This window comes from Faecalimonas hominis, from assembly GCF_054660755.1.
Window position 1 is genome coordinate 52,693 of record NZ_BAAHSH010000049.1, and the last position, 23,674, is coordinate 76,366.

Sequence of the window (23,674 nt, forward strand, 5' to 3'; positions counted from 1 at the left end):
AATGGGAAATAAAGTAAAGTTTAACTTGAAAAATGTTCATGCTGCAAAATTAACAGAAAAGGAAGAAGGGGGAAGTACAAAATTTGAATATGGTGTGCCAAAGGCTATTCCGGGAGCTGTTAGTATCAGTTTGGATGCAGAAGGAGAATCCAGTCCGTTTTATGCGGATGGAATCGTATATTTCCGTTCCGTGACAAACAATGGTTATAGTGGAGATTTAGAAATGGCGTTGATTCCAGAATGGTTTAGAACAGAAATTTTACAAGAAAAGCTAGATGCAAAGGGAGTGTTGGTAGAGAATAGTTCCGTTGCAGAAAGTGTAAAATTTGCCTTGTTATTTGAATTTGATGGGGATATTAATGCAATCAGGCACGTTCTTTATAATTGTAGTGCCTCACGACCATCCATTGAATCCGAAACAAAAGAAGATACAATTGAACCGGGAACAGAAACCTTGTCCATTACGGCCGATCCACGGTCTGACGGATTGGTAAAAGCGAGAACAGGAGATACTACGGATGAGACAACCTATAAGGAATGGTACAAAACTGTGTACACACCAACGGAAGAAGGAGGCGGAATGGCATGATTAAAAGAGAAATAGAAATCTGTGGGAAAATGATCCCTTTTCGTTCTTCAGCAACAATTCCCCGATTATACAGGGCAAAATTCAAAAGAGATATTTTTAAAGATTTGAGCAAACTGGAAAAATCGTATGTTGGAACACAAAAAGATGGTGCGGAATTTCAGATTGATGATCTGGAAATTTTTGAAAATGTGGCGTATATCATGGCATACCATGCGGATAACAGTATACCGTCTACGATAGAAGAATGGCTCGACCAGTTTGATATGTTTTCTATTTATGAGGTGCTGCCACAAATTTTGGAATTATGGGGAGACAATGTGGCTACGGATATCAAAGCAAAAAAAGGCTTGGCAGAAGTGAGCGGGAGATGACAACGCCCCTGTTCCTTCTGCGATGTACGGAAATCGGGATTTCAATTGTAGATTTGGATTTTTTGACGATTGGTCTTGTGATTGATATGTGGACAGAAAGAGTTAATGATAGTGTGAAATATAAGCGCCTAGCTAGTCAGGAAGACTTTGATAAATTCTAGTTATGGATTGAAGGAGCAGCCTTTTCTTGATATAATTTATTCAACAAAAGAAAAGGCTGTTTTTAAACAAATAAGAATTTATTGTTTATTAAGGAGGAATAGTAAATGGTTGGAAGAATATATCATGTTGGATTGACAGTTTCAGATTTAGATAAATCAATTGCATTTTATAGAGATGTGCTTGGACTTGCATTCCAAGGAGAAATTATGATGGTTGGCGAAGAGACAGACAAAATGTTTCAAAAGAAGAATTGTAAGGCAAGAGTTGCTTATTTGAATGGTTCTGAAAATATTGAAACACCACCTGTTGAATTGATTCAATTTGTAGATAATGAATTCAAAAAGGCTCAATCAAATTTATTTAAGACATCTATTTCAGAATTATGTTTTTATACTGATGCCATTGATACAGTTTATAAAGAACTTATTGAAAATAATGTAGAGTGTTTATCTGAACCGCAGTATTTTGATTTTAGTTCACAAGGATTTGGCAAAAGCAAAGCATTTTACTTCAAGGATCCTGATGGAATTATACTTGAAATGATGCAGCCTTTGTAAAATAAGAAACAATTCCAGTTTGTGTAAGACAAATCATATATGAGAAGAGGGTGAAGAATATGTTATCAAGAGAAGATGTTTTAGAGTATGGTTTGACATTTTCAAATGTATATGTGGATACCCCATTCCATGATCCAAACTGGGTATTGCTAAGGTATGAAAAAAATAAAAGAGCTTTTGCATGGACTTATGAAAGGGAAGGACATATATGGGTAAATGTAAAGGTAGATCCAGAATGGAGAGATTTTTGGAGAAATACATATTCCTCAGTAATTCCGGCATATCATCAAAATAAAGAACACTGGAATTCTATTATATTAGATGGGACAATACCGGATACTGATATTAAACGCATGATTGCGGAAAGTTATGATTTGATATGTAAAAAGAAATAAATAAAATAGTGGGATGGCATCGGTTCAGAAAAAGAATCGGTGCTTTTTTCATGCTCGGAGAAATCCGGGCTTTCTTTATGTCTTTTTGGGAGGAGGTGCAGACATGGGAAACAGGATTAAGGGAATCACAGTTGAAATCGGAGGAGATACCACAGGTCTTGATAAAGCATTACGTGGTGTGAATTCTTCAATCAACAAGACACAGTCTGCCCTCAATGATGTAAATAAATTGTTGAAACTCGATCCATCAAATACTGTATTGGTGGCTCAGAAGCAGCAGTTACTTTCGCAAGCGGTCAGTCAGACAAGTGACAAATTGGAAGCATTGGAATCTGCACAGGAGCAGGTTACGGCAGCTTTTCAAAGGGGGGATATAGGTCAGGACAAATATCAGGCATTTCAAAGAGAGATAGAGGAAACACGAGGAAAGCTGAATCAGTATAAAAATGATTTATCCTCTCTCCAAACGGAACAAGACCGTCTTTCTTCCAATACGGCAAGATTGGAAAAATTATTTTCTTCGACAGGAACACAAGTGGATGATTATGCAGATGTTCTTGGAAGTAAATTAGTATCTGCGATTAAAAATGGAACTGCCAATTCAGATCAAATGAAGACAGCCATCGAGAAAATTGGAAAGTCTGCAACAGGCGGGAAAGCAGATATCCGTCAATTGACCGATGCGTTAGATACGGTTGATGATGGAGAAGCTATCCGTAATCTGATTGAAGAATTAAAGCAGGCAGGGGATGCAGCTCAGGATACTGCCGAGGATGTGGGGCAGATTGCGGAAAATACAAAAGGTGCTGCCTTGATGCAGACAGCAGATCAGCTTTCTGCTGTAGGAGATAAAATTCAGGACATCGGAACAAAAGCAATGGATGCTTATTCGGAAACAGAGAACGCGGTCACAAAAGTAAATGCGTATTTTGGAGAAACCGGACAGGCAGCAGAAGAGTCGGCAAATGTTATTAAATCTGTGTATTCGGATGGTGTGGGAGAAAGCATGGACAGCGTGGCAGATGCTGTCCTTATGGTAAAAAAGAACTTAGGTGATCTGAGTGAAACAGACCTTACAAATTTAACACAGCAGGCCATTACGTTGGATGAACTGTATGGAATTGATATGAATGAAACGCTTCGTGGTGTGAATTCCTTAATGCAGCAGTATGGTTTAACTGCACAGGAAGCGATGGATTATATCGTAGTTGGTACACAGAATGGCTTGGATAAAACAAATGAGTTAGGAGATAACCTGAGTGAATATGCAGGAAAGTTTTCTCAGGCGGGATATTCGGCATCGGAGTATTTCCAATTGCTGGACAATGGCTTGAAGAATGGTGCGTATAATCTTGACAAGGTAAACGATGCCATCAATGAAGTGACTACCCGTCTTGTGGATGGAACAATTGGAGAGTCCATAGGTTCTTTTTCTACAAAAACACAGGAATTATTTACTTCATGGCAGAATGGAGGGGCAACACAGAAGCAGGTCATTGATTCTATCGTGGCAGATATCGGAAACTGTACGAATCAACAGGAAGCGTTAAACCTTGCTGCTTTAGCGTTTGGAACAATGGCGGAAGATGGAAACTTAAAATTCATTACGTCCCTGACTTCTGTCGGAAGCACCTATGAGAGTGTAAAAGGTTCTGCACAGGGGATGTTCGATGCGACAACAACACCGATGCAGCAGATGGAGTCCAATACAAGAAAATTACAGCAGGCATTAGTACCTTTAGGAGAAAAACTGGCGGAATTGGCAAATGCAATCCTTCCACCATTGGTATCCGTGATTACCACGATTGGAGGATGGTTTGAGAGATTACCGGGACCGGTTCAAAATTTCGTCATTATTTTAGGGGCATTGCTGGCGGCGTTCACAGCCCTTACTCCGGTCATTGCAGCGATTTCCGTGGCGATGGGTGCTTTGAATGTTTCAATGCTTCCTATTATTGCTGTCATTGCAGCGGTGGCAGCGGCGATTGCCGGAATTATTGCGATTATACAAAATTGGGGTGCGATTACACAATGGTTCGGAGAGCTGTGGAATACCATCTGTACCGGAATTGGTGCAATGGTAGATTCCCTAAAAGCATGGTTTTCAAATTTGTGGACGCACTTGCAGTCTGTATGGGAAGGAATATGTAATGTGGTACAGACGGCGGTCATGCTGCTCGGCTCTATTATTCAGGGTGCGATTGATATTATAACGTTACCGTTCCAGATGATTTGGGAGAACTGCAAAGGAATTGTTTCTTCCGTATGGGAGGGCATTAAATCTGTAGTGTCATCTGCAATCCATGCAGTTTCCAGTACAATCTCATCTGTGATGGGAGCGATAAAAAATGTGATTTCCACAGTATGGAATGCAATAAGCAGTAAGGTCTCATCTGTTTTAAATACCATAAAAACTACGGTATCAACAGTATTTAATGCCGTGAAATCCGTGGCATCATCGATATGGAATGGAATTAAATCCGTAATTTCTTCGGTGGTGGATGGCATAAAAAGTAAGGTCAGTTCCGTATTCAATGGCGTGAAAAGCACGGTTACTTCTATCTTCAACGGGATTAAAAGTACAGCTACTTCCGTTTGGAATGGAATCAAAGATGCGATTATAAAACCAGTGGAAGCAGCAAAAAATGCGGTGAAGGGAATCATAGATAAAATTACAGGATTCTTTTCCGGTATGAAACTGGAACTTCCTAAAATCAAGCTGCCACATTTTAAGATTTCAGGAAAGTTGTCACTTTCGCCTCCGAGTGTACCGCATCTTTCCATTGATTGGTATAAGGAAGGTGGTATTTTAACCAAGCCTACTGTTTTTGGGATGAATGGAAGCAGCTTAATGGCAGGAGGAGAAGCAGGTAAGGAAGCGGTTCTTCCATTGAAAGGGTTTTATGATCAGTTAGAGCATATTTTATCAAGCTGGATGAATACAGGAAAAATGGAGCAGTATCTTGCCGTAATCGCCAATAACAGCAGTAAGGGCATTTATTTGGAAGATGGAACATTGGTGGGACATCTGCTTCCGGTTATTGACAGTCGTTTGGGACAGGCACAGAAGTTGAACAGGAGGTTGAGTTTATGATCCCTGATGTGAAATTAAATGGAAAATCTGTTCGTGAGATGGGATGGATTCGGGAAAATATTGATTTTCCGACACCACAGTCCCAAACGAATACAATCGTTGTTCCGGGAAGAAATTCTCCAATCCGATATACAGAAGCGTTAGGAAGGGTATCGTATCAGCCACGGAGTTTTACCATTGTTCTGTCAATGCTAGGTACCAGAAAGCAATATGATCAGAAGGTTTCCGAACTTGTGAATCAATATGCTGGAAAGCTGATTAAGGTAATCCGTTCTGAAGAACCCGATGTATATGCACTTGGGACTGTAGAGTTTGCCCCTGTATATGATCCGCTGCTTAGAAAAGGCACAATCACGTTGGAGTGTACGGATGGAGATTCCTATTTTTACCATGTGAAGGAAAGTGAAGTCGTGATTTCTGGAAGCGGCACGGTTACACTACAAAACGATTTTATGCCTGTGGTTCCGGTAGTGATCACCACAGGGGAGACCGCATTTTCTTGGAGAATAGGAGAAGATACCTATGAAAAATCCGTAAGTGCTGGAACATGGGAGTTCCCAGAAATGGAACTTGGAGCAGGGGAAAACCGCCTGAGTGTTAAGGGAGAAGGTGTCACAACATTCCGTTATCGGGAGGGGAGATTATGAAATTATTTCGTGTTTATGTGGATGGAAAGTTGTTCTACCATCCACATTTTTCTCGTCTTGCAATTACTCAGGCACAGGTAAAAGAAGATGCAGAAAACATTGACAGTCTGATATTGTCTGCACCGTATAACCATCCGTATTTGAAAGATGTGAAACCGATGTCTTCCGAAATTGTGTGTAAAAAAGGGGAGAATACGGTATTTGAAGGAAGGGCGCTGGATGACGGGATTGATTTTTATAATACCCATACATGGACTTGTGAATCAGCACTTGCATATCTGAAAGATTCCATGCAGCCGCCGTATTCATATAAAGGAAATTTAAAGGGGCTTTTGGAACTGTTTCTGACAGAGCATAACAAGCGGGTAGAAAAAAAGAAACAGTTTCATATAGGAAATGTGACTGTGAAGGATAACAATGATTATATTTCTTATAGCAGCTCTGAATATTCCGTAACATTGGACGCAATACAGGAGAAACTGATGAAAACGCATGGCGGTTACTTACAGGTACGATATACACGAGAAGGGAAAATGCTGGATTATCTAGAAGATTTTACAGCCTTTTCTTTACAAAAAGTGGAGTATGGGAAGAATCTTTTAGATGTAAAAATTACTCAGGACCATACGGAGAGAATCACGGTTTTGATTCCACTTGGAGCAAAAATTAAAGAAATGGATGAAGACGGGAATGAAGTGGAAACTGGAAAAAGAGTGACCATTACAGGCGTAAATGAAGGAGTAGAGTATGTTTATGATGAAAAAGCATTAAAAGAGATAGGGTGGATTTGGACAGTAGAAGTTTGGGATGACGTAACCGAGCCGGGGAATCTTCTTAGAAAAGCGAAAAGCCGGGTGGCAGAATTGGCAAAAGGTATCACAAGCATGGAACTTTCCATTGTGGATGAATCGGATGCAGGTGTTGATATTATGGATATTCATGCCAGACAATACGTGGACTGCTTGTCTCCACCGCATGGAATTGATGGAAGATACCTTTGCGTGAGTAAAACAAGGGATTATCTGAATCCATCAGGAAACACCATTACAATCGGTGCGTCCAGCATAACACTGACTTCCTTATCGGCGAAACAACATGGGAATCTGAATACATTGGAAAAAGATATCATGGATCAAGATTCCAAATTGGAAGATATGTCAGGGAAAGTAGAAGAAATACAATCTTCAAAGATGTATCGGACGGAACTATTGGTGGAGGGAGTAAATATTTTCAAAGACCGGGGACAGAAAAGCACCATAAGGTGCCGGGTATATTCTTGGGATAAAGAGATAACGGATACATTGGATGCGTCTGCATTCTGTTGGCATCGTAACTCTGGAAATGAGGAAACAGATGCGGATTGGGATCGGCTTCATGCAGGAAGGAAATCGATTGTAATCACGACAGAAGATGTGCAGGATAATGCATCCTTTTATTGTGAGATTAAGATTTAGGAGGAATTTTATATGGCTACAATTTTAACTTCCAGTCAGCAGACATTCGTTGACATTACAGATCAAAGAAAACTATCAGCGTATATCACGTCCAATCTGCCGAAGACGCAGAGTGAAAATCCAAACGTGCTGCCACATACCTATGCTCCAAGCTGGGCGGTCACGAATCTGAAGTTAACCCCTGTTATTTTTCTGGATCAGACGAATCTTTCATTAGGTGCGTCAGGATTATCTATCAATTGGAAACGAAAAGATGGGACAGGGGCGGAAAGCGCATTGATCGCAGGAGAGACCGTGGCGGGAGGAATCCTTACCGTAAATAAGGATAATCTTGCTACGTCATCTTCGGGGATGATCACTTACATTTGTTATATCAGTTACTACGATTCAGAAACAAAAAACACCGTTAATATTTCTTCAGATATTACCTATACGCTGGTTAAGAATGCACAAAATGCTAAGTTGGCATCCGTGACGGCAGATACCCATGTATTTAAATACGATGCGGGTTCTTCTTTGGTAGGGGCGGCACAGGCTACGCTTACCGCACAGGTACAGGGAGTGTCTATCAGCAAATGGCAGTATAAAAATAGTTCTGGAAACTGGGTGGATTATCCAACTACTTCTGATAATGGCAGCATTACTGGTGGAACGTTGGTGGTTAAACCGACACATTCCGTTTTCTTTAATAATGTAGCTCAGATTAAATTATTGACAGATGATGTGGATGTTTATGATACGGTAACCATTACAAAAATTTATGATGGAGAAAAAGGTGATCCGGGTGCTGCTGGTGGTGATGGAAAAGGTGGTCTTTCGGTTATTTTAGGAAATGAAACACAGTCCATTGCTTGTACAGCAAATGGAGCTGTAGCGGCAGAAGTTCTTGTAAACATTCCTTTTACTGGGTATGTCGGAATTGAACAGACTCCCTGTACATGTACGGTAGGAACATTGCCGGATGGTGTTACGGTGAAAACGAACACGGCAGCCACGGCAACGATAGCTGGTAAGCTGTCCCTTTTATTCGCGGCAAATGCAACATTAGGTGGAGCGTCTGTATTAAATGGAACGATAGAATTAACTTTTACAATTTCAGGGAAAAAGGTAATAAAACAGTTTTCATGGTCAAAATCCAATAAAGGAAATGCAGGAGCGAGTGCAGTCGTGTTTTCTGTATACGCACCAAATGGAACTGTGGTGCTAAATCAGTCGGGGACATTACTTCTTTCAACATCTGCCTATAGCGGTTCAACAGCAATTACAAGTGCTACCTATCAGTGGGCAAAATATGTAGGAGGAACATGGAATAATATCAGCGGTGCGACATCTTCGTCCCTTACCGTATCGGGAGCGGATATTGTCAACATTCAATCCTACCGTTGTACGATGACGTATGGCGGAAAAAGCTATGCGGATGTGATAACCGTGGAAGATAAGTCAGATCCCTATGTGTCAGAAATGCTGTCCATCGGAGGATTTACGGTAAAGAATAATTTAGGCGGAGTTGTTCCATATGTGATTGTGCGGACGAATCAGAAAGAAGTGGATGCCCTGCTTGGAAACATTGGGGAAACTGCTCCGTCAAGTCCAAAATCAGGAGATTTCTGGTACAAGGTGGATCATACTGCCCAAAGTGTTGTTTTAATGAAGTATGATGGCGCAGAGTGGAAAAATGCTACGGAAAAGCAGACTCTGACCTATACATGGTATATGCAGGATAAAGATGGAAAAGCGATTACTTTTGAAAAGAGTGGAAAAGTGATCTATTTATCCGCAAAGGATATTGACAGTCTTGTAACCCTGCAATGTGACGTGTCCAAAGGATAGGAGGTGGCCTAATGGCATTATTGACAACGTGCCAAGCCAGTTTCCAGAGCATGAAAGACTATGAGGATGTCAAGGATGATGTGGAGTCGTTAAAAGAGAATATCCATGAGTGCTATTCTGAAATCAGTAAAACTTCAGAACAGATTCAGCATACCGTCAGGGAAACGTATCTTACGAAATCAGAATTGGAAACAATCCAAAAAGACTTTCAGGCAAGCATTACACAGAACAGTTCAGAAATCCGAATGGACTTCACAAAGATAACAAATGAAATCATTAATAATGTCTCTGCCAATCAAACACTTTTGGAAGAATACATTCGTTTCAAGGGAGCATTGATTGAATTAGGAAAAGTCGGGAATGCATTTACAGCGGAATTATCCAATGAAGAACTCTCATTTAAGGAGAATGGGCAGAAAATTGCTTATATTTCCAATCAGATTCTCGTCATAACCAATGCAGAAATTCGAAACAAACTGTCTCTGGGCAATGAAGTCCGGGGATGGTTTGATTTTATACCGAGAAGCACAGGAAATTTGTCAATCAAATGGCGTGATCCGTCTTAGAAAGAAGGTGAGAAAGTTGGCATCCAGTGGAAGTTTTTCGGGATCTATCCGTGATGGACATTATGCGGTGCGGGTAGATTGGACGCAGACGAAGAATGTGTCGGAGAATACATCTACAATTACCTGCAGGATTTATCTTGTTAATGACTGGTCATTGTCGATTAACAGCAGAAATAACAATACGATGACGATTGATGGAAAGGCGCAGAATTTCACATCCCCTTCCATCGGTTCAACAGGAACACATTTGTTGGGAACGGTATCTCAGAAAGTCATGCATGGAAGTGACGGTGGGAAGGCAATTTCCATGAGTGTTGTGTTTAAGATTCAGGCAACATTATCAGGAACTTTTTACGATTCTATTACGGCAAATACAACCGTAACTTTGGATTCCATTCCAAGAGCATCTTCCGTGACAGCTTCAAATGCAGAGTTGGGGAAGGCGTCCGTGATACAAATTTCCCGTGCATCTTCTGCGTTTACCCACACACTGGTATACGCTTTTGGCGGTGCGACGGGGACGATTGTTTCAAAAACAGCATCCACCTCGGTTACATGGAATCCACCGATTTCATTGGCAAATCAGATACCAAAAGCGGTTACGGGAACCTGTACGATTACCTGCACGACCTATAACGGAAGCACAAATATTGGAAGTAAGACATGTACATTGACTTTGAGCGTTCCGGCCTCCATTAAGCCATCTATTACCAGTCTGACTGCAGCGAGGGTGGATGGAGAAGTGCCATCTGCATGGGGCATTTATGTACAGACAAAATCAAAAGCAACCTTAAAAATCAATGGTGCAGCAGGTAGCTACGGATCGAGTATTACTGCATATTCCATAACAGGCGGAGGTTATACCAGCACGGCATCCAGCTTTACAACAGGGTTTCTGAATACGGAAGGTACGATCACATTCTCTGCTGTTGTTACGGATTCTAGGGGAAGAACTTCAGATGAGAAGACAGTATCGATTACGGTAGTTCCCTATTCGTCTCCGTCTTTTATCAATTCAACATCGCAAAGATGTTTGAGTAATGGGGCGGTCAATGAGGACGGGGCTTATGTACGAAGCGTGATAAATTTTAAATTTGCATCATGTGGGGGAAAGAATACTGCATCTGGAACAATTCATTATAAAAGAACAACAGCAGAGTCATGGATAGCAGCAGGGGCATTTGTATCAGGAGCGGCTGTTGTTTTTGGCGGGGGAAATATTTCTACAGAATATTCCTTTGATGTTCGTTATACCCTGAAAGATACGTTTTCTTCTGTTTCAATACAAGAGATCATTTCTACAGCAGCAGTAGTAATGGATTTTAAACGTGGCGGCAAAGGAGTAGCTGTTGGTAAAGTTGCAGAGGATGAAAATGTGTTTGAAGTGTCAGAAGACTGGGATGTGCGGGTTTATGGAAAACTTCTTAAGGATTATATCCAACAGTTTGCGAAAACAATCTATCCGGTTGGAAGTATTTATATGAGTGTGGTTAATACAAATCCGAGCCAATTTTTTGGAGGAACTTGGGTGGCGTGGGGAGCAGGAAGAGTCCCTGTAGGTATCAATACTGGTGATGGGAATTTTAATACTGTGGAAAAAACAGGTGGTTCTTCTGTGGTAACACTTACTGCAAATCAAATGCCCTCCCACACGCATACTTTTACAGGAAACGCCACAACAACAGGAAGTGCCGGAGGTCATACACACAACATTGGACGTGATACAGACGGAGGTGCAGGGAGCAGCAGATATACCGTGCATGGAAGCGGTGTATCGGGAGCAGATGCAACAGCACCGACAAGCAATGCTGGAAGTCATACGCATTCCCTGACACCAAAGGGGACGATCGCAAAAGCGGGTGGTGGAGCTTCCCATTCGAATTTACAGCCATATATTGTCTGCTATATGTGGAAACGTACAGCATAAGGAAATGACAGCCAATCGGCTGTTTTTTTTAATACCCGAAAGGGAGAAAGAGAGGAAAAGACTATGAAGCAATTTGTAACAACCATGCAATATGTTTTTGCAGCGATGGGAGGAGCAATCGGAGCAGTTCTTGGAGGCTTTGATGGATTTTTGTATGCCCTGATCGTCTTTGTGGTGGTGGATTATATCACGGGACTTATGGCAGCAGTCATCAATAAAGAAGTTTCCAGTGAGGTTGGTTTTCACGGAATCGTGAAAAAAGTCGTGATTTTTTGTCTGGTAGCAGTCGGGCATATCGTGGACACACAGATTATTTGTGATGGAAGTGTTGTCCGTACAGCGGTAATTTTCTTTTATTTATCTAATGAAGGAATTTCCATTTTGGAAAATGCGACAAGAATCGGTCTTCCGGTACCACAGAAGCTGAAGAACGTATTGGAACAGTTGAAAGAGGATGACGAAGAGCACCGTGATTAAACGGTGCTTTTTTCGGGAAATGGAGGAATCTATGAAGTTAGTACAGAGTATCATGACTAAAAATCCATGCTATACAGCAGGAAGAAAGATTACGGTAAAAGGATTAATGCTGCATTCCGTGGGATGTCCGCAGCCAAATGCATCGGTGTTTATTAAAAATTGGAATACGCCATCTTATGGAACAGCCTGCGTACACGGCTTTATTGACGGAAATGATGGTACGGTATATCAGACGCTTCCGTGGAATCATAGGGGATGGCATTGCGCATCAGGTCCAAAAGGAAGTGGAAATAATACCCATATTGGTGTAGAGATGTGTGAGCCTGCCAGCATCCGTTACACAGGAGGTTCTAGCTTTACCTGTTCGAATCTGTCGGCGGCGAGGACTTCTGTGAAGAAAACGTATGAAGCGGCGGTGGAGCTGTTTGCATATCTCTGTAAACTCTATGGTCTTAATCCGACTGCCGATGGCGTGATTATCAGCCACAGAGAGGGGCATGCCAGAGGTATTGCGTCAAATCACGGAGACCCGGAACACTTATGGAACGGTCTTGGAATGGGATATACCATGAATACTTTTCGTAAAGATGTAAAGGAAAAAATGCAGGGAGGGACTGTAAAGCCAGATGAAACAAAGGAAATGTATCGTGTCCGCAAATCTTGGGAAGATGCCGTTTCACAAAAAGGAGCATTTCATGAACTGGAAAATGCGAAGAAGTGTGCAGATGCGAACAAAGGATATGCCGTGTTTAATACATCTGGAAAACAGGTTTATCCAAAAACTGATTTTTCGCCATATTTAGTGGAAGTCACCGCGACGGATTTAAATATCCGTAAAGGTCCGGGGACAAATTATGGAAAAACAGGGAAGTTTACGGGAAAAGGAGTTTTTACCATTACAGAAGAACGGGCCGGTACAGGTTCCAATAGAGGGTGGGGAAAACTGAAATCCGGTGTAGGCTGGATTTCACTTGATTATGTAAAGAGATTATAAAATTCTGCCGGGCGGTAAAATTCTGTCCGGCAGAATTTTTTTACGTTATTTCCCATCATAGAAAACAAACGGTATCGGAAAAAAGACTTGCTATTCTTGGGGGTTAGAGTGATATATAGACTACCAAAAAAGAAGGGAGGAGACCATTATGCAAATTGAAGTCAGAAAAGCTGAGATGGGAAAAGAGAAAAAACGTTTAAAAGTCTGCGCATATGCGAGAGTATCCACGGAAGCATCTGAGCAGGAAAACTCATTGGAAAATCAAGTGTCTCATTATACAGAGATGATTCAGGCCAATCCTGCTTATGAGTTCGCAGGTGTCTATGCAGATTTTGGAATTTCCGGTTTTAAGGAAAGCCGCCCTCAGTTTCTGAAAATGATGCAGGATGCGAAAAATGGAAAGATTGATTTGATTATTACAAAATCCGTATCACGGTTTGCCAGAAATACCGCAATTGTTCTGAAAGCTTCCAGAGAGCTGAAGGAACGAAATGTCGGTATTTTTTTTGAACTGCAAAACATCAATACGCTTACGGAAGCGGGAGAATTGCTGCTTACCATATTGGCAGCATTTGCACAAGCAGAAAGTGAATCTGCAAGTGAGAGTTCCAAGATGGCTTATTTACACCGTATTGAGAATGGCGAAGTCGTAGCCTATTTGGAAAGATCTTATGGATATGAAAAAGATGAAAATGGAGAATATCGGGCAAAAGAACCAGAAGCGTCCGTTATCAGGGAAATTTATGATTTGGTAATTCAGGGCGTGAACTGCACGAACATTGCAAAAGTATTGAATGCAAGAAATATTCAGACCGTTCAGGGGGCAGAATGGACAGCGAGTACCGTTTTCCGCATTGTGGAAAATGAAATTTACAAGGGTGATGTTCTTATGCAGAAAACTTTTATAGATGGGAAAAGACACCAAGTGCAGAATCGCGGCGAAAAAGCCATGTACTATGCAAAAGACAATCATCCGCCGATTGTATCGGAAAAAATATGGGAAAAAGCACAGCGGAAGCTGGAAGACATGAGGGCAGAAAGAGCCGAACACTCTGTGATTCAGGAATTCACGGAAGAAAATTATCCTTACATGAATCATATTTTTTGTGCAAAATGTGGATGGCCTTTGAAGCCACGGGTGTACAGTCATGGGCATCGGCTTTCTTGGGATTGCTCCGGACAGAAGAGAGGGACAAAAAAATTCTGTACAGGCATTCACATTTTGGATAATGATTTACGGAAGATGAAGATTGAAGGAAACAGATATTTTTCAGAAACTGTAGATAAGTATGGAGAGGTACATTTAAAGCATGTAGGTGAGAGAACATGGAAGAATAAGCATAAAAAGAAAAAATTCAATCACAAAGATTTATATCCAGAATTAAATGAGGAAAATTATCCGTACTATAAACGATTGTATTGTGCAAGATGCGGAAGCAGGCTTGGACGGTATATTTCACACGGAACAGTAAGATGGATATGTTCGAGCTATAAAACAAAGGGGCAGGCAAAATGTCCGGGAGTCCGTATTCCCGATGAAATTATAAAGGGATGGAATCTGCCTGATGGCAAAATATATATTATGGGAAAGGAAGATAAAAATGGCGAGAAGCATTACAGTTATACCAGCGAGTCAGCCTTATAGAGTGGGTGGCAGGACTCAGCAGAAAACGAGAAACCTTCGGGTAGCGGCATATTGCAGGGTTTCTACAGATCAGGAAGAACAGTTGAACAGTTTTGAAAATCAAGTGGAGTATTACACAAAATATATTCAGGATAATCCATTGTATCAGATGGCAGGCATTTATGCGGATGAGGGAATTTCTGGCACAAATACCAAAAAGCGTGAGGAATTTAAACGTATGATTCGTGACTGTGAAGAAGGGAAAATCGACTTGGTCATTACAAAATCCATATCAAGATTTGCTCGTAACACGCAGGATTGTTTGGAATATAGCAGAAGGTTAAAGAATCTTGGAATTGGAATATTTTTTGAAAAAGAGCACATCAACACTTTAGATGCATCAGGAGAATTATTGTTTACCATATTATCTTCGCTGGCTCAGGACGAATCAAGAAATATTTCGGAGAACTGTAAATGGGGCATACGAAGCAAGTTTAAAAAGGGAATTCCGCAGGTGGATTGTACAAAATTCCTTGGATATGATAAAGGTGATGGTGGGAAGCTGATTGTAAATAAGGAACAGGCAAAAATAGTGAAGCGAATTTATCGGGAGTTTTTGAATGGCTATAATCCGGCTGCTATTGCAAAAATGCTGATGGAGGATCATATCAAGACTGGTACAGGCAGGGAAGAATGGAGAAGTGCATCTGTAAGGGCGATTCTGAAAAATGAAAAATATATGGGTGATGCCCTTTTGCAAAAAACTTATACAGCAGATTTCCTTACCAAGAAAGTAAAAAAGAATCATGGGGAAGTGGAGCAGTTTTATGTAAAAGAGAGCCACGAAGCAATCATTCCAAAAGAACAATGGGAAGCAGCACAACTTGAATTGGAAAGAAGGGATTCCTACATGCAGAAATTGGGATTGACTTTCTATGGATATGGATCGGAGATCAATCCGTTTTCTTGCAGGGTAGTCTGTGGAAAGTGTGGTGCGGTTTGTGGAAAGAAAAGTTGGAAAAGCAGGGGAGTAGAGTTTTGGCAATGTAATAACAGAAGTAAAAATCATGGAGTGAAAGGATGTGCCAGTGAGAATCTCCCGCATGAAAACCTGCTTAAGGGGTTTATTACGGCGTGGAACCAGATTGTTGTGGAAAGAGAACAATATCTTCCAAAATGGGAGAAAAAGAAGAAGGAAGGAAATCCGTTAGAAAAACTTCGTGCGGAACAAATGATAGAATTGACGTTGCAACCGCCTCTTACAAAGATGCTGCCAGAACTTGGACAGATGGTTTTGGAAAGGGTAATTGTACAGGGGAAAGAAATAATGGTGATTCGCTTTTTGGATGGCACGGAGATTAAGGTAAGGATATAGGCTCTGAGGTTATTCCAACAGAGCCATATTTTCTTCGGTTTCTTCCGTAAAAATAGCGAGCTGTCCATCAACCATATCATCTTCGAATACATCGGTATTTTCTGATGTTTCAATATCCGCCTTTTTTCCCCGTGGAGTTTTATGAGCGTAGAGGGTATCCATGCGTAGAGGGTGTTTGGATTTTTTGTTATAGGCAATCAGAATCGCTTCTGCAAATCCAAGAGATCCTCCGCGGCGTTCTCTTGCCTGACGTCCAATTTCACGGACAGAAACACGGCCAACCCTTTCTTTGAAAGTGGTATCACTCATTTTATCTCCGAAAGCATTATCTAACCTTGCGACTGCGTTCAGCATATTGGAACTGAAGGACATAGGTGCGCCTTCCCAAGTGGCCACGCATAAGCGGAGTACACGGTCAAGAGTATGGAAACCATATTTGTCATATATGTTTACCAATGTTGATACCGCACAGATTCCGCCGGGGTGAGAAGAGGATGTGATAGATAAATCATAGGATTCCACTAAATCTTTGATAATCAATTCTTTTTCGCTTCCAGCCTCAATGTTAGCCATGAAGATTTCATAAGGCAGCAGAGGCTTTACATATTTCATTTGGTTAGCAAAGATATCTGCTTCCTGAGTATAATTTAAATCATCATAGATCATACACCAGACAGGAGTTTCACGGGAATCGGATACCAATGCCACGATTTCAATAGTATGCTGTCCATTAAACACATAATTAATGCCATTCCTACGGCTTACTTTTACAGGATTGATTTGATACAAATCGAAGTTTGCAGCCGCTTTTTCAACATGGCGCAAGGATAGGTTTCTTTGATAATTTTGGTCTGAAACAAGGTTTTTGATAGGTATCTGTTCAAAATGAACGTTTGGGACATATCTTTGTAATTCTTCAATATTTTCTTCCATAATCATGCTTCCTCCAAAATCTTTGTAATCTTATCAATTACAGTCATTAGATTACTCACTTGTATTTTTAAACGCTTTTTTCCTTCTTTAGAAGAACGTTGGAAATCAGTCACATTCATTACCCGTTCGATGGAGCTGCACCAAGAAGGAATTGTGAGAGAAAGACTGGAAAGCTCGGCATCGGGATCAAATTTTGGCATTTGCTTGATGACGGGTTTCGGCTCTGTGATTTTTTCCTTTTGGGTTGGAGCAACAACTTTTCTCCATTGAAGTTCACGCTTCATATCAGGATAGCTCAGATGTTCAATGCCTTTTTCAATCATGTAATCATATAATTTTTTGAGTTCATAATGAGGCAGTCGGGAAAGCTCAATAATATTGGCGTGAGAAATGCGAAGTTTACCGGAACGGATTCGTTCTACCATTTGGGGAGTTTTCTCGCAAATATTATCCAATGCGCGACTATATTCATTGTATTTGTACACGGAAGCAGGAGATGTGTTGCATTCAGATGCTATCTGTGTGGCGGAAATGTGTCTGCAAGGAATTTTCTTTTCTATACGATATGTATGACCGCCTTTTCCGGTGGTGGAATTTTCAGATGAAATACGGGCAGTAATCGCTTTTACGGCATCATATTTCTTTCCAATCACATATTTACGGTTGGCTTCTGTAAGGTCTTCACGTTTAAGTTGCTGTGTGCAGATCCATGAGATTGCATCCTCCCGGCTTAAAAAGTACATGCGTTTGATACGAAATTTGACTCCACGTTTATGACAGATTTGATATGCTTCAACTCCATCCACAATCAATCCATTCCAAGTGTAAATTGGCTCGCTGTATGCGTGGGAGCTTATTTTGCGTTCCAGTGATTTATGTTCGCGATCTTCTAAAGGCTGAATGAGATTTGTAAATTCTGGATCAAATTTAAGGGTATAGTTGTTATAGTTGCTCATAATGTTTGTTCACTCCATTCAGTATTCTGTTGCATAGAAGGGGACGTTTCCAACATGGAAAACTGTATAACTCCTGCTTTGGAATTAAATTGCCCATATAAGCGGAAAATATTTCCATATTCCCAACCGCAGTCTACAGTCATCATGGTTTGTAATAAATCTTTACAGTATAATTCATAACTGTATCCTGTTTCAAAACGATATTTTCTAACTTTATGTGCGAGATAATCCCGTTTATCGCCAGCCTTTATTGCTATCATTTTGGCATTGGGATTAATCAGTAGCTGAATATAATCAGGATCACCGAGAAGCCGTAGTGTATTGCGATGAACACGAATAAGGCTCTTTTTTAAATCAATACTCAGGATGGGTTGATATAGATTTTCTCGACTCATCATCTAGCACCTCACTTTCGTTTGGGACTGGTATCTGCTCCGGTATAGGAGACTGTGTTTTCTTTTTTTCATGGACATCAAATACTGCATATCCATCAAAAATATTGATCTGCAGGGCATTTTGATGCTCTTCGACAGGGACTCCGAATTGATTCTGCCACTCAGAAGGATAGCTTGCAGTTCGGGATACTCTTGGCTTTTCTCCTTCTTTGGAAGTGCGCATGAATATTTCCGGGGTTGTCAGGTCAAAAATGAATAATACTTCATCGCCGGATCGGATGAGTTTTCCTAAAAGTTTGTAACGATAGTTAGGATTCCAGTTCATCAAAGAGATAACTTTCGCAAAGAATATCCGGCAGGTGATTTGTTTTGGATTTTTCTTTTTTCCTGCTGAACACCAACGGAAAGAGTCTTTTTCTTCCTCACGGCATGGCCTTACAGCAAGTTTTTTTTCTTCTGGATTTACGAGTATCTGTACATATTCTACAGAAGGAAGTTTTTTTATACAGGCCATATTTACAGATACTTTGTAATTGTTAAATGTAAAGGAAGGCTCAAATGTATGGGCGAAAAATTCGCCACGGACAACTTGATATCCATCAAAGCTGAAATCCATATCTTCAATGAAATCAGATTGTCCATCTCTTCCCGGCGTGATAGTTACTGGCAGGGGATTTTGAGGTTTGCTCATATCTTCGGGAATATTTTGTGCCAGTTCCCATGTGTTTACAGGTGTGTCAGTCATTACGATTCTCCTTTATTTCTTCCATAATTTCCACGATTCCTTTCGTAAGATCCGCTTTGGACGTGGTATGCAGTTCTGATTCCTTATAGGGTTGTCCTTCAGAGGTGATCTGCCAATTCTTATTATTGGTAAAAGCAACCAGTTCTCGTGCGTGGGTTTGACTATAATAATTGTTTCCAAAGCTATTCATCCATTCTGCCGGATAGCCGAGGATAGTTTTAGGCGTGGAAGAAGCCTCTGCTGATTTATTAGGGGAATCTTTGTCTGTTGTTGCAGGTACTTCATTCGGAATGCGTACTTCGGTTTCTTTCATATTGAAAATCAGAACATTTTCAGATCCCTTTTGATGTGCTACTCCGAGAACACGGTATTTGCAGTTGGGATTCCAACCAAACAATTCATAAAGTGTTGGTAGGAAAGCTGCTCCATATATATAGCGAGGGACCAGAACGCCATTTCGCAGACGCGCCCATTGGACTTTATTTCGATTATCTTCAAGTGTGCAAGGCCGTACAGCGAGAAGATAAGAACTTGGATGTATCAGCAATTCTACGGTTTTGATTTCTCCAAATTTTCTGAGAGCCTCCGTACTAAAATTTAATTTTTCATAAGACAGAGTTGCTGATATTTTTCCTGTGGTTTCAAAAAACTGACCATGTGCGATTTCATATCCCCTTAAGTCGAAAGAACCAAGTTGTGCAGTAATGGGAATTGTATCTGAAGGTGTGCTTTCTGAATCGGATATACTTGATGAGGCGGCACGGTAATCATCTGGTTTGAAGCCAGCCCAACGGGGATTAACTGTGATGAATCCTTTTAATGCTCCATCCGGGATTACGTGAAGTTCAGGAAGCAAGGCTTTGTTTCCATATTTAGCATTACTGATTAGTTTTTGAACCGCAATGAAATCGTCTCTTGAAATAATAGCCTCATGATGTTCACGTTTTCTATATTGATTACGGTCTTGGTTATTTTTCCGTGACTTATGATCTAGATAATTTGGTGTCCATGTTTTACGGGCAAGAACATCGCCACAATGTCTTTCATTTTGTAAAATTTGAAGAATAGAACCGGAAGACCATACTTCATTATTCTTTTTTGTTTTGCAGCCAAGTTCCGTAAGTGTGTCAGCAATTTCCTGACAGGTATTTCCATTTAAATACATATAAAAAATCAGTTTTACGATTTTTGCCTCGTGTTCATTAATTTTTAATTCTCCGTTTTCGTCTTGATCATATCCAAGCAAAGGTGGTGTCAGGAAAATTCCTCTTCTAAAACGCATCTCAATAGAGGCATTCATGATTTCACTTTTTGTATGACTCTCCTCTTGTGCAAGGGTAGACATGAAGGAAAGGATCATTTCGCTTTTGGGATCAAGGGTATTTAAATGTTCGGTTTCAAAAAATACACCGACTGGAGGGCGGAGAGAAAGAAGCTCCCGTACATAGCCGATACAGTCCACCACATTACGGGCAAATCGAGATACGCTTTTTGTGAGGATAAGGTCAATTTTTCCATCTTCGCAGTCTTGTACCATCTGTTTGAAGGCTTCTCTATGCTGCAGAGATGTACCGGAAATTCCTTCATCGGCATATATTTTTACGAGATTCCAGTTAGGATTACGATCTACTACATCCTGATAATGATTTTTTTGAAGTTCATATGAGGATGTCTGCCGAGGATCGTCTGTGGAAACTCTGGCATAAACAGCTACCCTTAACATGGAAGATGTTTTGAATATATCCGGTTTGGGGAGAGCAGGAATGACATCAAGTTCATCTGGATTTATTCCTTTATATCGCTCACGAATGAGAGCTTTCTGCTGTTCGATTGTTTCAGTTCTTTCTTCATATTCTTTCATAGGTCATCAATTCCTTGTATTGCGATTTATTCTCATTATAATTTTTTTGTGAAAAAAAGACATAAACCACCAGTTAATCAAATAACGGATGGTTTATATAAAGTGAAATGGATTTGTGGTTCAATTATAGGTCTTTTAAATTGTTATCTTTTAGAAGTATTTTTTCAATTAAAGACCAATCATTGCTCCGAAGAATATCCTTTACTGCGGAAAGAATCAGATAGATGAAGCGTTTTTCGTTTTTGGAACAGTCTGCCATAAGTAAGTCAATATCTGTTTGATATTCTGTAGGATTGTAAAGCAGATTTCCATAGAGCAGTTCATCCAACGTAATTCCCAGTGCATTGCAGATTTTGATAAGAGATTCTAAACTGGGTTTCCGCTTGGCATTTTCAATGTAGCTGATATAGACAGAAGATAAATTTGCCAGTTCAGCTAATTCTTCCGCAGAGATTCCTTGCTGATTTCGGGTTTCTTTGATGCGGATACCAATTAATGAATAGTTTATAGGCATGTTATCACCTCCTTTCGCCGTTTGAGCAAGTTCTATTTGGAAATCTGCTCCCGGCTTTTAAAGGTGAATTGTACAAAAGTACATACTACACTAAAGAGGAGTATAGCACATGTTAAAAATAACGAGAAGATGTCGGAATAAAGGGAATTTCGTCGATGGATTTTTATTGCAGAATTTGTCTTCAAATGGTATTATCGTAGCGAAAGGAAGGTGGAATAATTGTCAGAATATGAAGAAGAAATACTTTTGAAAGAGCTTCAAAAATGTGGATTACATTTAAGAAAGTTAAAGGAGAAGTTATACCGCTACTGCGAAAAAAGAGTCTTTGTAAAAGGTTCGACAATTTTAAAGATGTATGCTAAAATTGAAGAAACTCAAAGAGAGTATAACAGACTGGATAATCGTCTGATAGAACTGGAGAATGCACAATAGCATCTTATTTTTTTGCCTATATAGTCAAGTGTAGTTGAGTAAATACTAAAGAAGTATGGTTCTAATAAATCTTTCGATTTACGTTTAAAATGAAAGTAACGTATATCGGAAGAGAGGTGTATTTACTTGTGTGCAGAGGACTACATAGCTGATCGTCTTGTTGATTTATGTGAAAAGCGTGGATTGACAAAGTATCGTCTTGCTCAACTGACCGGAATGTCCCAAACTGCAATTGGAAGCATAATATCAAAAGAGAGTATTCCGACCATACCAACTCTTGAAAAGTTATGCAGTGCCTTCGGCATTACATTAGCGCAGTTTTTTTCGAATGAGGAGAGTCATCCAAATTTGACAGAGACTCAAAGAGAAATCCTTATGATATGGGATTCGTTGGATGTTGAGGAACGGAAGGTATTCATGACAATGATTCGTGGACTGAAGAAATAAGAGGGACAGTTCTAAGAAAATATTGGACTGTTTCTTTTTTTATACGAAAGCGAAACAGGATAGCGATTATTGAATTAAGAAGAACGATATACTTATGAACCATCCATATAATTTTTTTTGTACTAATACTAATCTATAAGTTAGTAAAATACTAAACTATTACGGTTCTAATCAAACCTCTGATAACGGGATAAAATAAATACATCTAGTATCAGAGGAGAGGTGTAGATTACTTGCTTACAGAAGACTATGTTGCATTGAGGATTATTGAGTTGTGTGAAAAGCATAAAATTTCAAGATACCGTCTCTCTCAATTGACTGGAATGTCACAGACAGCATTGGGGAAAATTGTTTCAAAAGAAAGTATCCCAACGATTCCAACTATAGAAAAAATATGTGATGCATTTGGAATTACGCTGGCACAGTTTTTTACCAAAGACGGAATCCGCCCTGACTTATCAGCAGGTCAACTGGAACTGGTAGAAACTTGGGAGTATTTGGATGATAAAGAGAGGGAGATATTACTTACCTTCGTGCGGAGTTTACAGAAAAAGTAGGACAGTTCATAAGTGAAAACACTATGGGCTGTTCTTTTTTTGCCCTGAAAGGTAGGAGTTTATGAAAAAATTAGTAATTCCGTTACTATTGGCATCAATGTGTGTGTTGTCTGGATGTACAGAAAAAGCAACCCAATCCGATTTTAAGGATAGAGTTCTTTCTGAAAGCATAGAAGAAAAAGATTATAGTATTCAGGTTGATTCTGAATTAAAAGGAGACTGTTACATTTGTGGTGACAATGAAAATAGTTTAATGCCATATTTCAGAAAAAGTGGAATGATAGGATTGGTGTGCCTTAATACAATGGATATTAGCAATTTGGATACGAGAGCTTATTCTGATGACGGTACAGAAGTTCTGGAGAATGGTACAATGGGGATTATGACAAGTGGACATGGTGATGGAGAGTGTATGTTCCATATTTCTGGTATGCCGGGACGAGGGATATTCGAAGCAAGTGTTACTTATGACGATGGTAGTGGATTGGACTTTGATAAGGCAAAGCAATTTCTATGTCAAAAATGTTTAGACAAAGTGTGTGAGATGTACAAAGAAGAAATGGAGTGGAGTGATGGGAATGGCCGACTTCCTGAAGTATTTATTGTGGATTTTGCAACAAATGAATTATATGCGATAGGTAACCATAGGGTAGGATTTTGGATCAGAGATTTTTGGATTAGAGTAGATCACAAAGAAAATGAAGAAGAAATTATGGCTATCTATGCACCGGAAGGAAAGATGGAATAAAGCGTTTACCCCCTTATCCCCCTT

24 protein-coding genes are annotated in these 23,674 nt (G+C 40.1%); 18 read left to right on the plus strand and 6 right to left on the minus strand.

Annotation, left to right across the window (positions count from 1 at the left end):
- Position 1 precedes the first annotated feature (1 nt).
- The 14 genes from ACYQ35_RS09335 to ACYQ35_RS09400 all read left to right on the plus strand — a co-directional run bounded on the left by ACYQ35_RS09335 (position 2) and on the right by ACYQ35_RS09400 (position 16,062).
- On the plus strand, positions 2 to 589 hold the full coding sequence (locus ACYQ35_RS09335) for a major tail protein (protein ID WP_029730668.1): 588 nt from the start codon (positions 2 to 4) through the stop codon (positions 587 to 589).
- Positions 586 to 960, plus strand: a complete 375-nt coding sequence (locus ACYQ35_RS09340; RefSeq protein WP_459832732.1) for a hypothetical protein — start codon at positions 586 to 588, stop codon at positions 958 to 960. Before ACYQ35_RS09335 ends, ACYQ35_RS09340 begins: the two co-directional genes overlap by 4 nt.
- A gap of 266 nt (positions 961 to 1,226) precedes the next feature.
- Positions 1,227 to 1,679, plus strand: coding sequence for a VOC family protein (locus ACYQ35_RS09345; RefSeq protein ID WP_459832735.1), 453 nt, complete (start codon positions 1,227 to 1,229; stop codon positions 1,677 to 1,679).
- A gap of 59 nt (positions 1,680 to 1,738) precedes the next feature.
- Entirely contained in the window at positions 1,739 to 2,074 is a 336-nt protein-coding gene (locus tag ACYQ35_RS09350) for an MmcQ/YjbR family DNA-binding protein (protein ID WP_177975479.1), read from the plus strand.
- A 103-nt stretch (positions 2,075 to 2,177) separates the two neighbouring features.
- Positions 2,178 to 5,168 carry a phage tail tape measure protein gene (locus tag ACYQ35_RS09355; protein ID WP_459832738.1) on the plus strand — a complete coding sequence of 997 codons (2,991 nt, stop codon included), beginning with the start codon at positions 2,178 to 2,180 and terminating at the stop codon, positions 5,166 to 5,168.
- Positions 5,165 to 5,815 (plus strand): phage tail family protein, encoded by a 651-nt coding sequence (locus tag ACYQ35_RS09360; RefSeq protein ID WP_009262586.1) that lies wholly within the window; start codon positions 5,165 to 5,167, stop codon positions 5,813 to 5,815. The genes ACYQ35_RS09355 and ACYQ35_RS09360 overlap by 4 nt, the downstream gene beginning before the upstream one ends.
- Positions 5,812 to 7,269, plus strand: coding sequence for a phage tail spike protein (locus ACYQ35_RS09365; protein WP_459832743.1), 1,458 nt, complete (start codon positions 5,812 to 5,814; stop codon positions 7,267 to 7,269). The genes ACYQ35_RS09360 and ACYQ35_RS09365 overlap by 4 nt, the downstream gene beginning before the upstream one ends.
- Before the next feature lie 12 nt (positions 7,270 to 7,281).
- The gene (locus ACYQ35_RS09370) at positions 7,282 to 9,099 is read left to right on the plus strand and encodes a hypothetical protein (RefSeq protein ID WP_029730661.1); all 1,818 of its coding nucleotides are present in this window, start codon (positions 7,282 to 7,284) and stop codon (positions 9,097 to 9,099) included.
- Between the two features lie 11 nt (positions 9,100 to 9,110).
- Positions 9,111 to 9,665, plus strand: a complete 555-nt coding sequence (locus tag ACYQ35_RS09375; RefSeq protein ID WP_117468131.1) for a hypothetical protein — start codon at positions 9,111 to 9,113, stop codon at positions 9,663 to 9,665.
- Between the two features lie 7 nt (positions 9,666 to 9,672).
- The gene (locus ACYQ35_RS09380; RefSeq protein WP_459832749.1) at positions 9,673 to 11,592 is read left to right on the plus strand and encodes a DUF859 family phage minor structural protein; all 1,920 of its coding nucleotides are present in this window, start codon (positions 9,673 to 9,675) and stop codon (positions 11,590 to 11,592) included.
- Between the two features lie 63 nt (positions 11,593 to 11,655).
- Positions 11,656 to 12,069 carry a phage holin family protein gene (locus ACYQ35_RS09385; RefSeq protein WP_117468133.1) on the plus strand — a complete coding sequence of 138 codons (414 nt, stop codon included), beginning with the start codon at positions 11,656 to 11,658 and terminating at the stop codon, positions 12,067 to 12,069.
- A 31-nt stretch (positions 12,070 to 12,100) separates the two neighbouring features.
- On the plus strand, positions 12,101 to 13,063 hold the full coding sequence (locus ACYQ35_RS09390; protein WP_459832754.1) for an N-acetylmuramoyl-L-alanine amidase: 963 nt from the start codon (positions 12,101 to 12,103) through the stop codon (positions 13,061 to 13,063).
- Between the two features lie 148 nt (positions 13,064 to 13,211).
- Entirely contained in the window at positions 13,212 to 14,708 is a 1,497-nt protein-coding gene (locus tag ACYQ35_RS09395; RefSeq protein WP_156341956.1) for a recombinase family protein, read from the plus strand.
- Positions 14,665 to 16,062 carry a recombinase family protein gene (locus ACYQ35_RS09400; protein WP_156341957.1) on the plus strand — a complete coding sequence of 466 codons (1,398 nt, stop codon included), beginning with the start codon at positions 14,665 to 14,667 and terminating at the stop codon, positions 16,060 to 16,062. Before ACYQ35_RS09395 ends, ACYQ35_RS09400 begins: the two co-directional genes overlap by 44 nt.
- 9 nt (positions 16,063 to 16,071) lie before the next feature.
- Here the strand turns inward: ACYQ35_RS09400 and ACYQ35_RS09405 are convergent, their stop codons facing one another.
- The 6 genes from ACYQ35_RS09405 to ACYQ35_RS09430 form a co-directional block, all read right to left on the minus strand.
- Positions 16,072 to 16,995 carry a DUF6551 family protein gene (locus tag ACYQ35_RS09405; RefSeq protein ID WP_156341958.1) on the minus strand — a complete coding sequence of 308 codons (924 nt, stop codon included), beginning with the start codon at positions 16,993 to 16,995 and terminating at the stop codon, positions 16,072 to 16,074.
- Positions 16,996 to 16,997: 2 nt separating this feature from the next.
- A complete protein-coding gene (locus tag ACYQ35_RS09410) occupies positions 16,998 to 17,951 on the minus strand; it encodes a hypothetical protein (protein ID WP_156341959.1) in 954 nt (317 codons plus the stop codon).
- Entirely contained in the window at positions 17,948 to 18,349 is a 402-nt protein-coding gene (locus ACYQ35_RS09415; RefSeq protein ID WP_009262575.1) for a hypothetical protein, read from the minus strand. Before ACYQ35_RS09415 ends, ACYQ35_RS09410 begins: the two co-directional genes overlap by 4 nt.
- Positions 18,306 to 19,091: an integrase gene (locus ACYQ35_RS09420; protein WP_459832766.1), complete on the minus strand. Its 786-nt coding sequence runs from the start codon at positions 19,089 to 19,091 to the stop codon at positions 18,306 to 18,308. Before ACYQ35_RS09420 ends, ACYQ35_RS09415 begins: the two co-directional genes overlap by 44 nt.
- Positions 19,084 to 20,952 (minus strand): recombinase family protein, encoded by a 1,869-nt coding sequence (locus ACYQ35_RS09425; RefSeq protein WP_055180006.1) that lies wholly within the window; start codon positions 20,950 to 20,952, stop codon positions 19,084 to 19,086. The genes ACYQ35_RS09420 and ACYQ35_RS09425 overlap by 8 nt, the downstream gene beginning before the upstream one ends.
- Before the next feature lie 124 nt (positions 20,953 to 21,076).
- Positions 21,077 to 21,466: a helix-turn-helix domain-containing protein gene (locus ACYQ35_RS09430; protein WP_009262572.1), complete on the minus strand. Its 390-nt coding sequence runs from the start codon at positions 21,464 to 21,466 to the stop codon at positions 21,077 to 21,079.
- A 219-nt stretch (positions 21,467 to 21,685) separates the two neighbouring features.
- Between ACYQ35_RS09430 and ACYQ35_RS09435 the strand changes: the two genes are divergently transcribed.
- From ACYQ35_RS09435 to ACYQ35_RS09450, 4 genes are all read left to right on the plus strand, one after another.
- Positions 21,686 to 21,898 carry a hypothetical protein gene (locus tag ACYQ35_RS09435; protein WP_009262570.1) on the plus strand — a complete coding sequence of 71 codons (213 nt, stop codon included), beginning with the start codon at positions 21,686 to 21,688 and terminating at the stop codon, positions 21,896 to 21,898.
- A gap of 183 nt (positions 21,899 to 22,081) precedes the next feature.
- Entirely contained in the window at positions 22,082 to 22,345 is a 264-nt protein-coding gene (locus ACYQ35_RS09440; RefSeq protein WP_455725012.1) for a helix-turn-helix domain-containing protein, read from the plus strand.
- A gap of 233 nt (positions 22,346 to 22,578) precedes the next feature.
- Positions 22,579 to 22,902, plus strand: coding sequence for a helix-turn-helix domain-containing protein (locus tag ACYQ35_RS09445; RefSeq protein WP_009262568.1), 324 nt, complete (start codon positions 22,579 to 22,581; stop codon positions 22,900 to 22,902).
- A gap of 61 nt (positions 22,903 to 22,963) precedes the next feature.
- Positions 22,964 to 23,650 carry a hypothetical protein gene (locus tag ACYQ35_RS09450; protein WP_009262567.1) on the plus strand — a complete coding sequence of 229 codons (687 nt, stop codon included), beginning with the start codon at positions 22,964 to 22,966 and terminating at the stop codon, positions 23,648 to 23,650.
- Positions 23,651 to 23,674 lie beyond the last annotated feature (24 nt).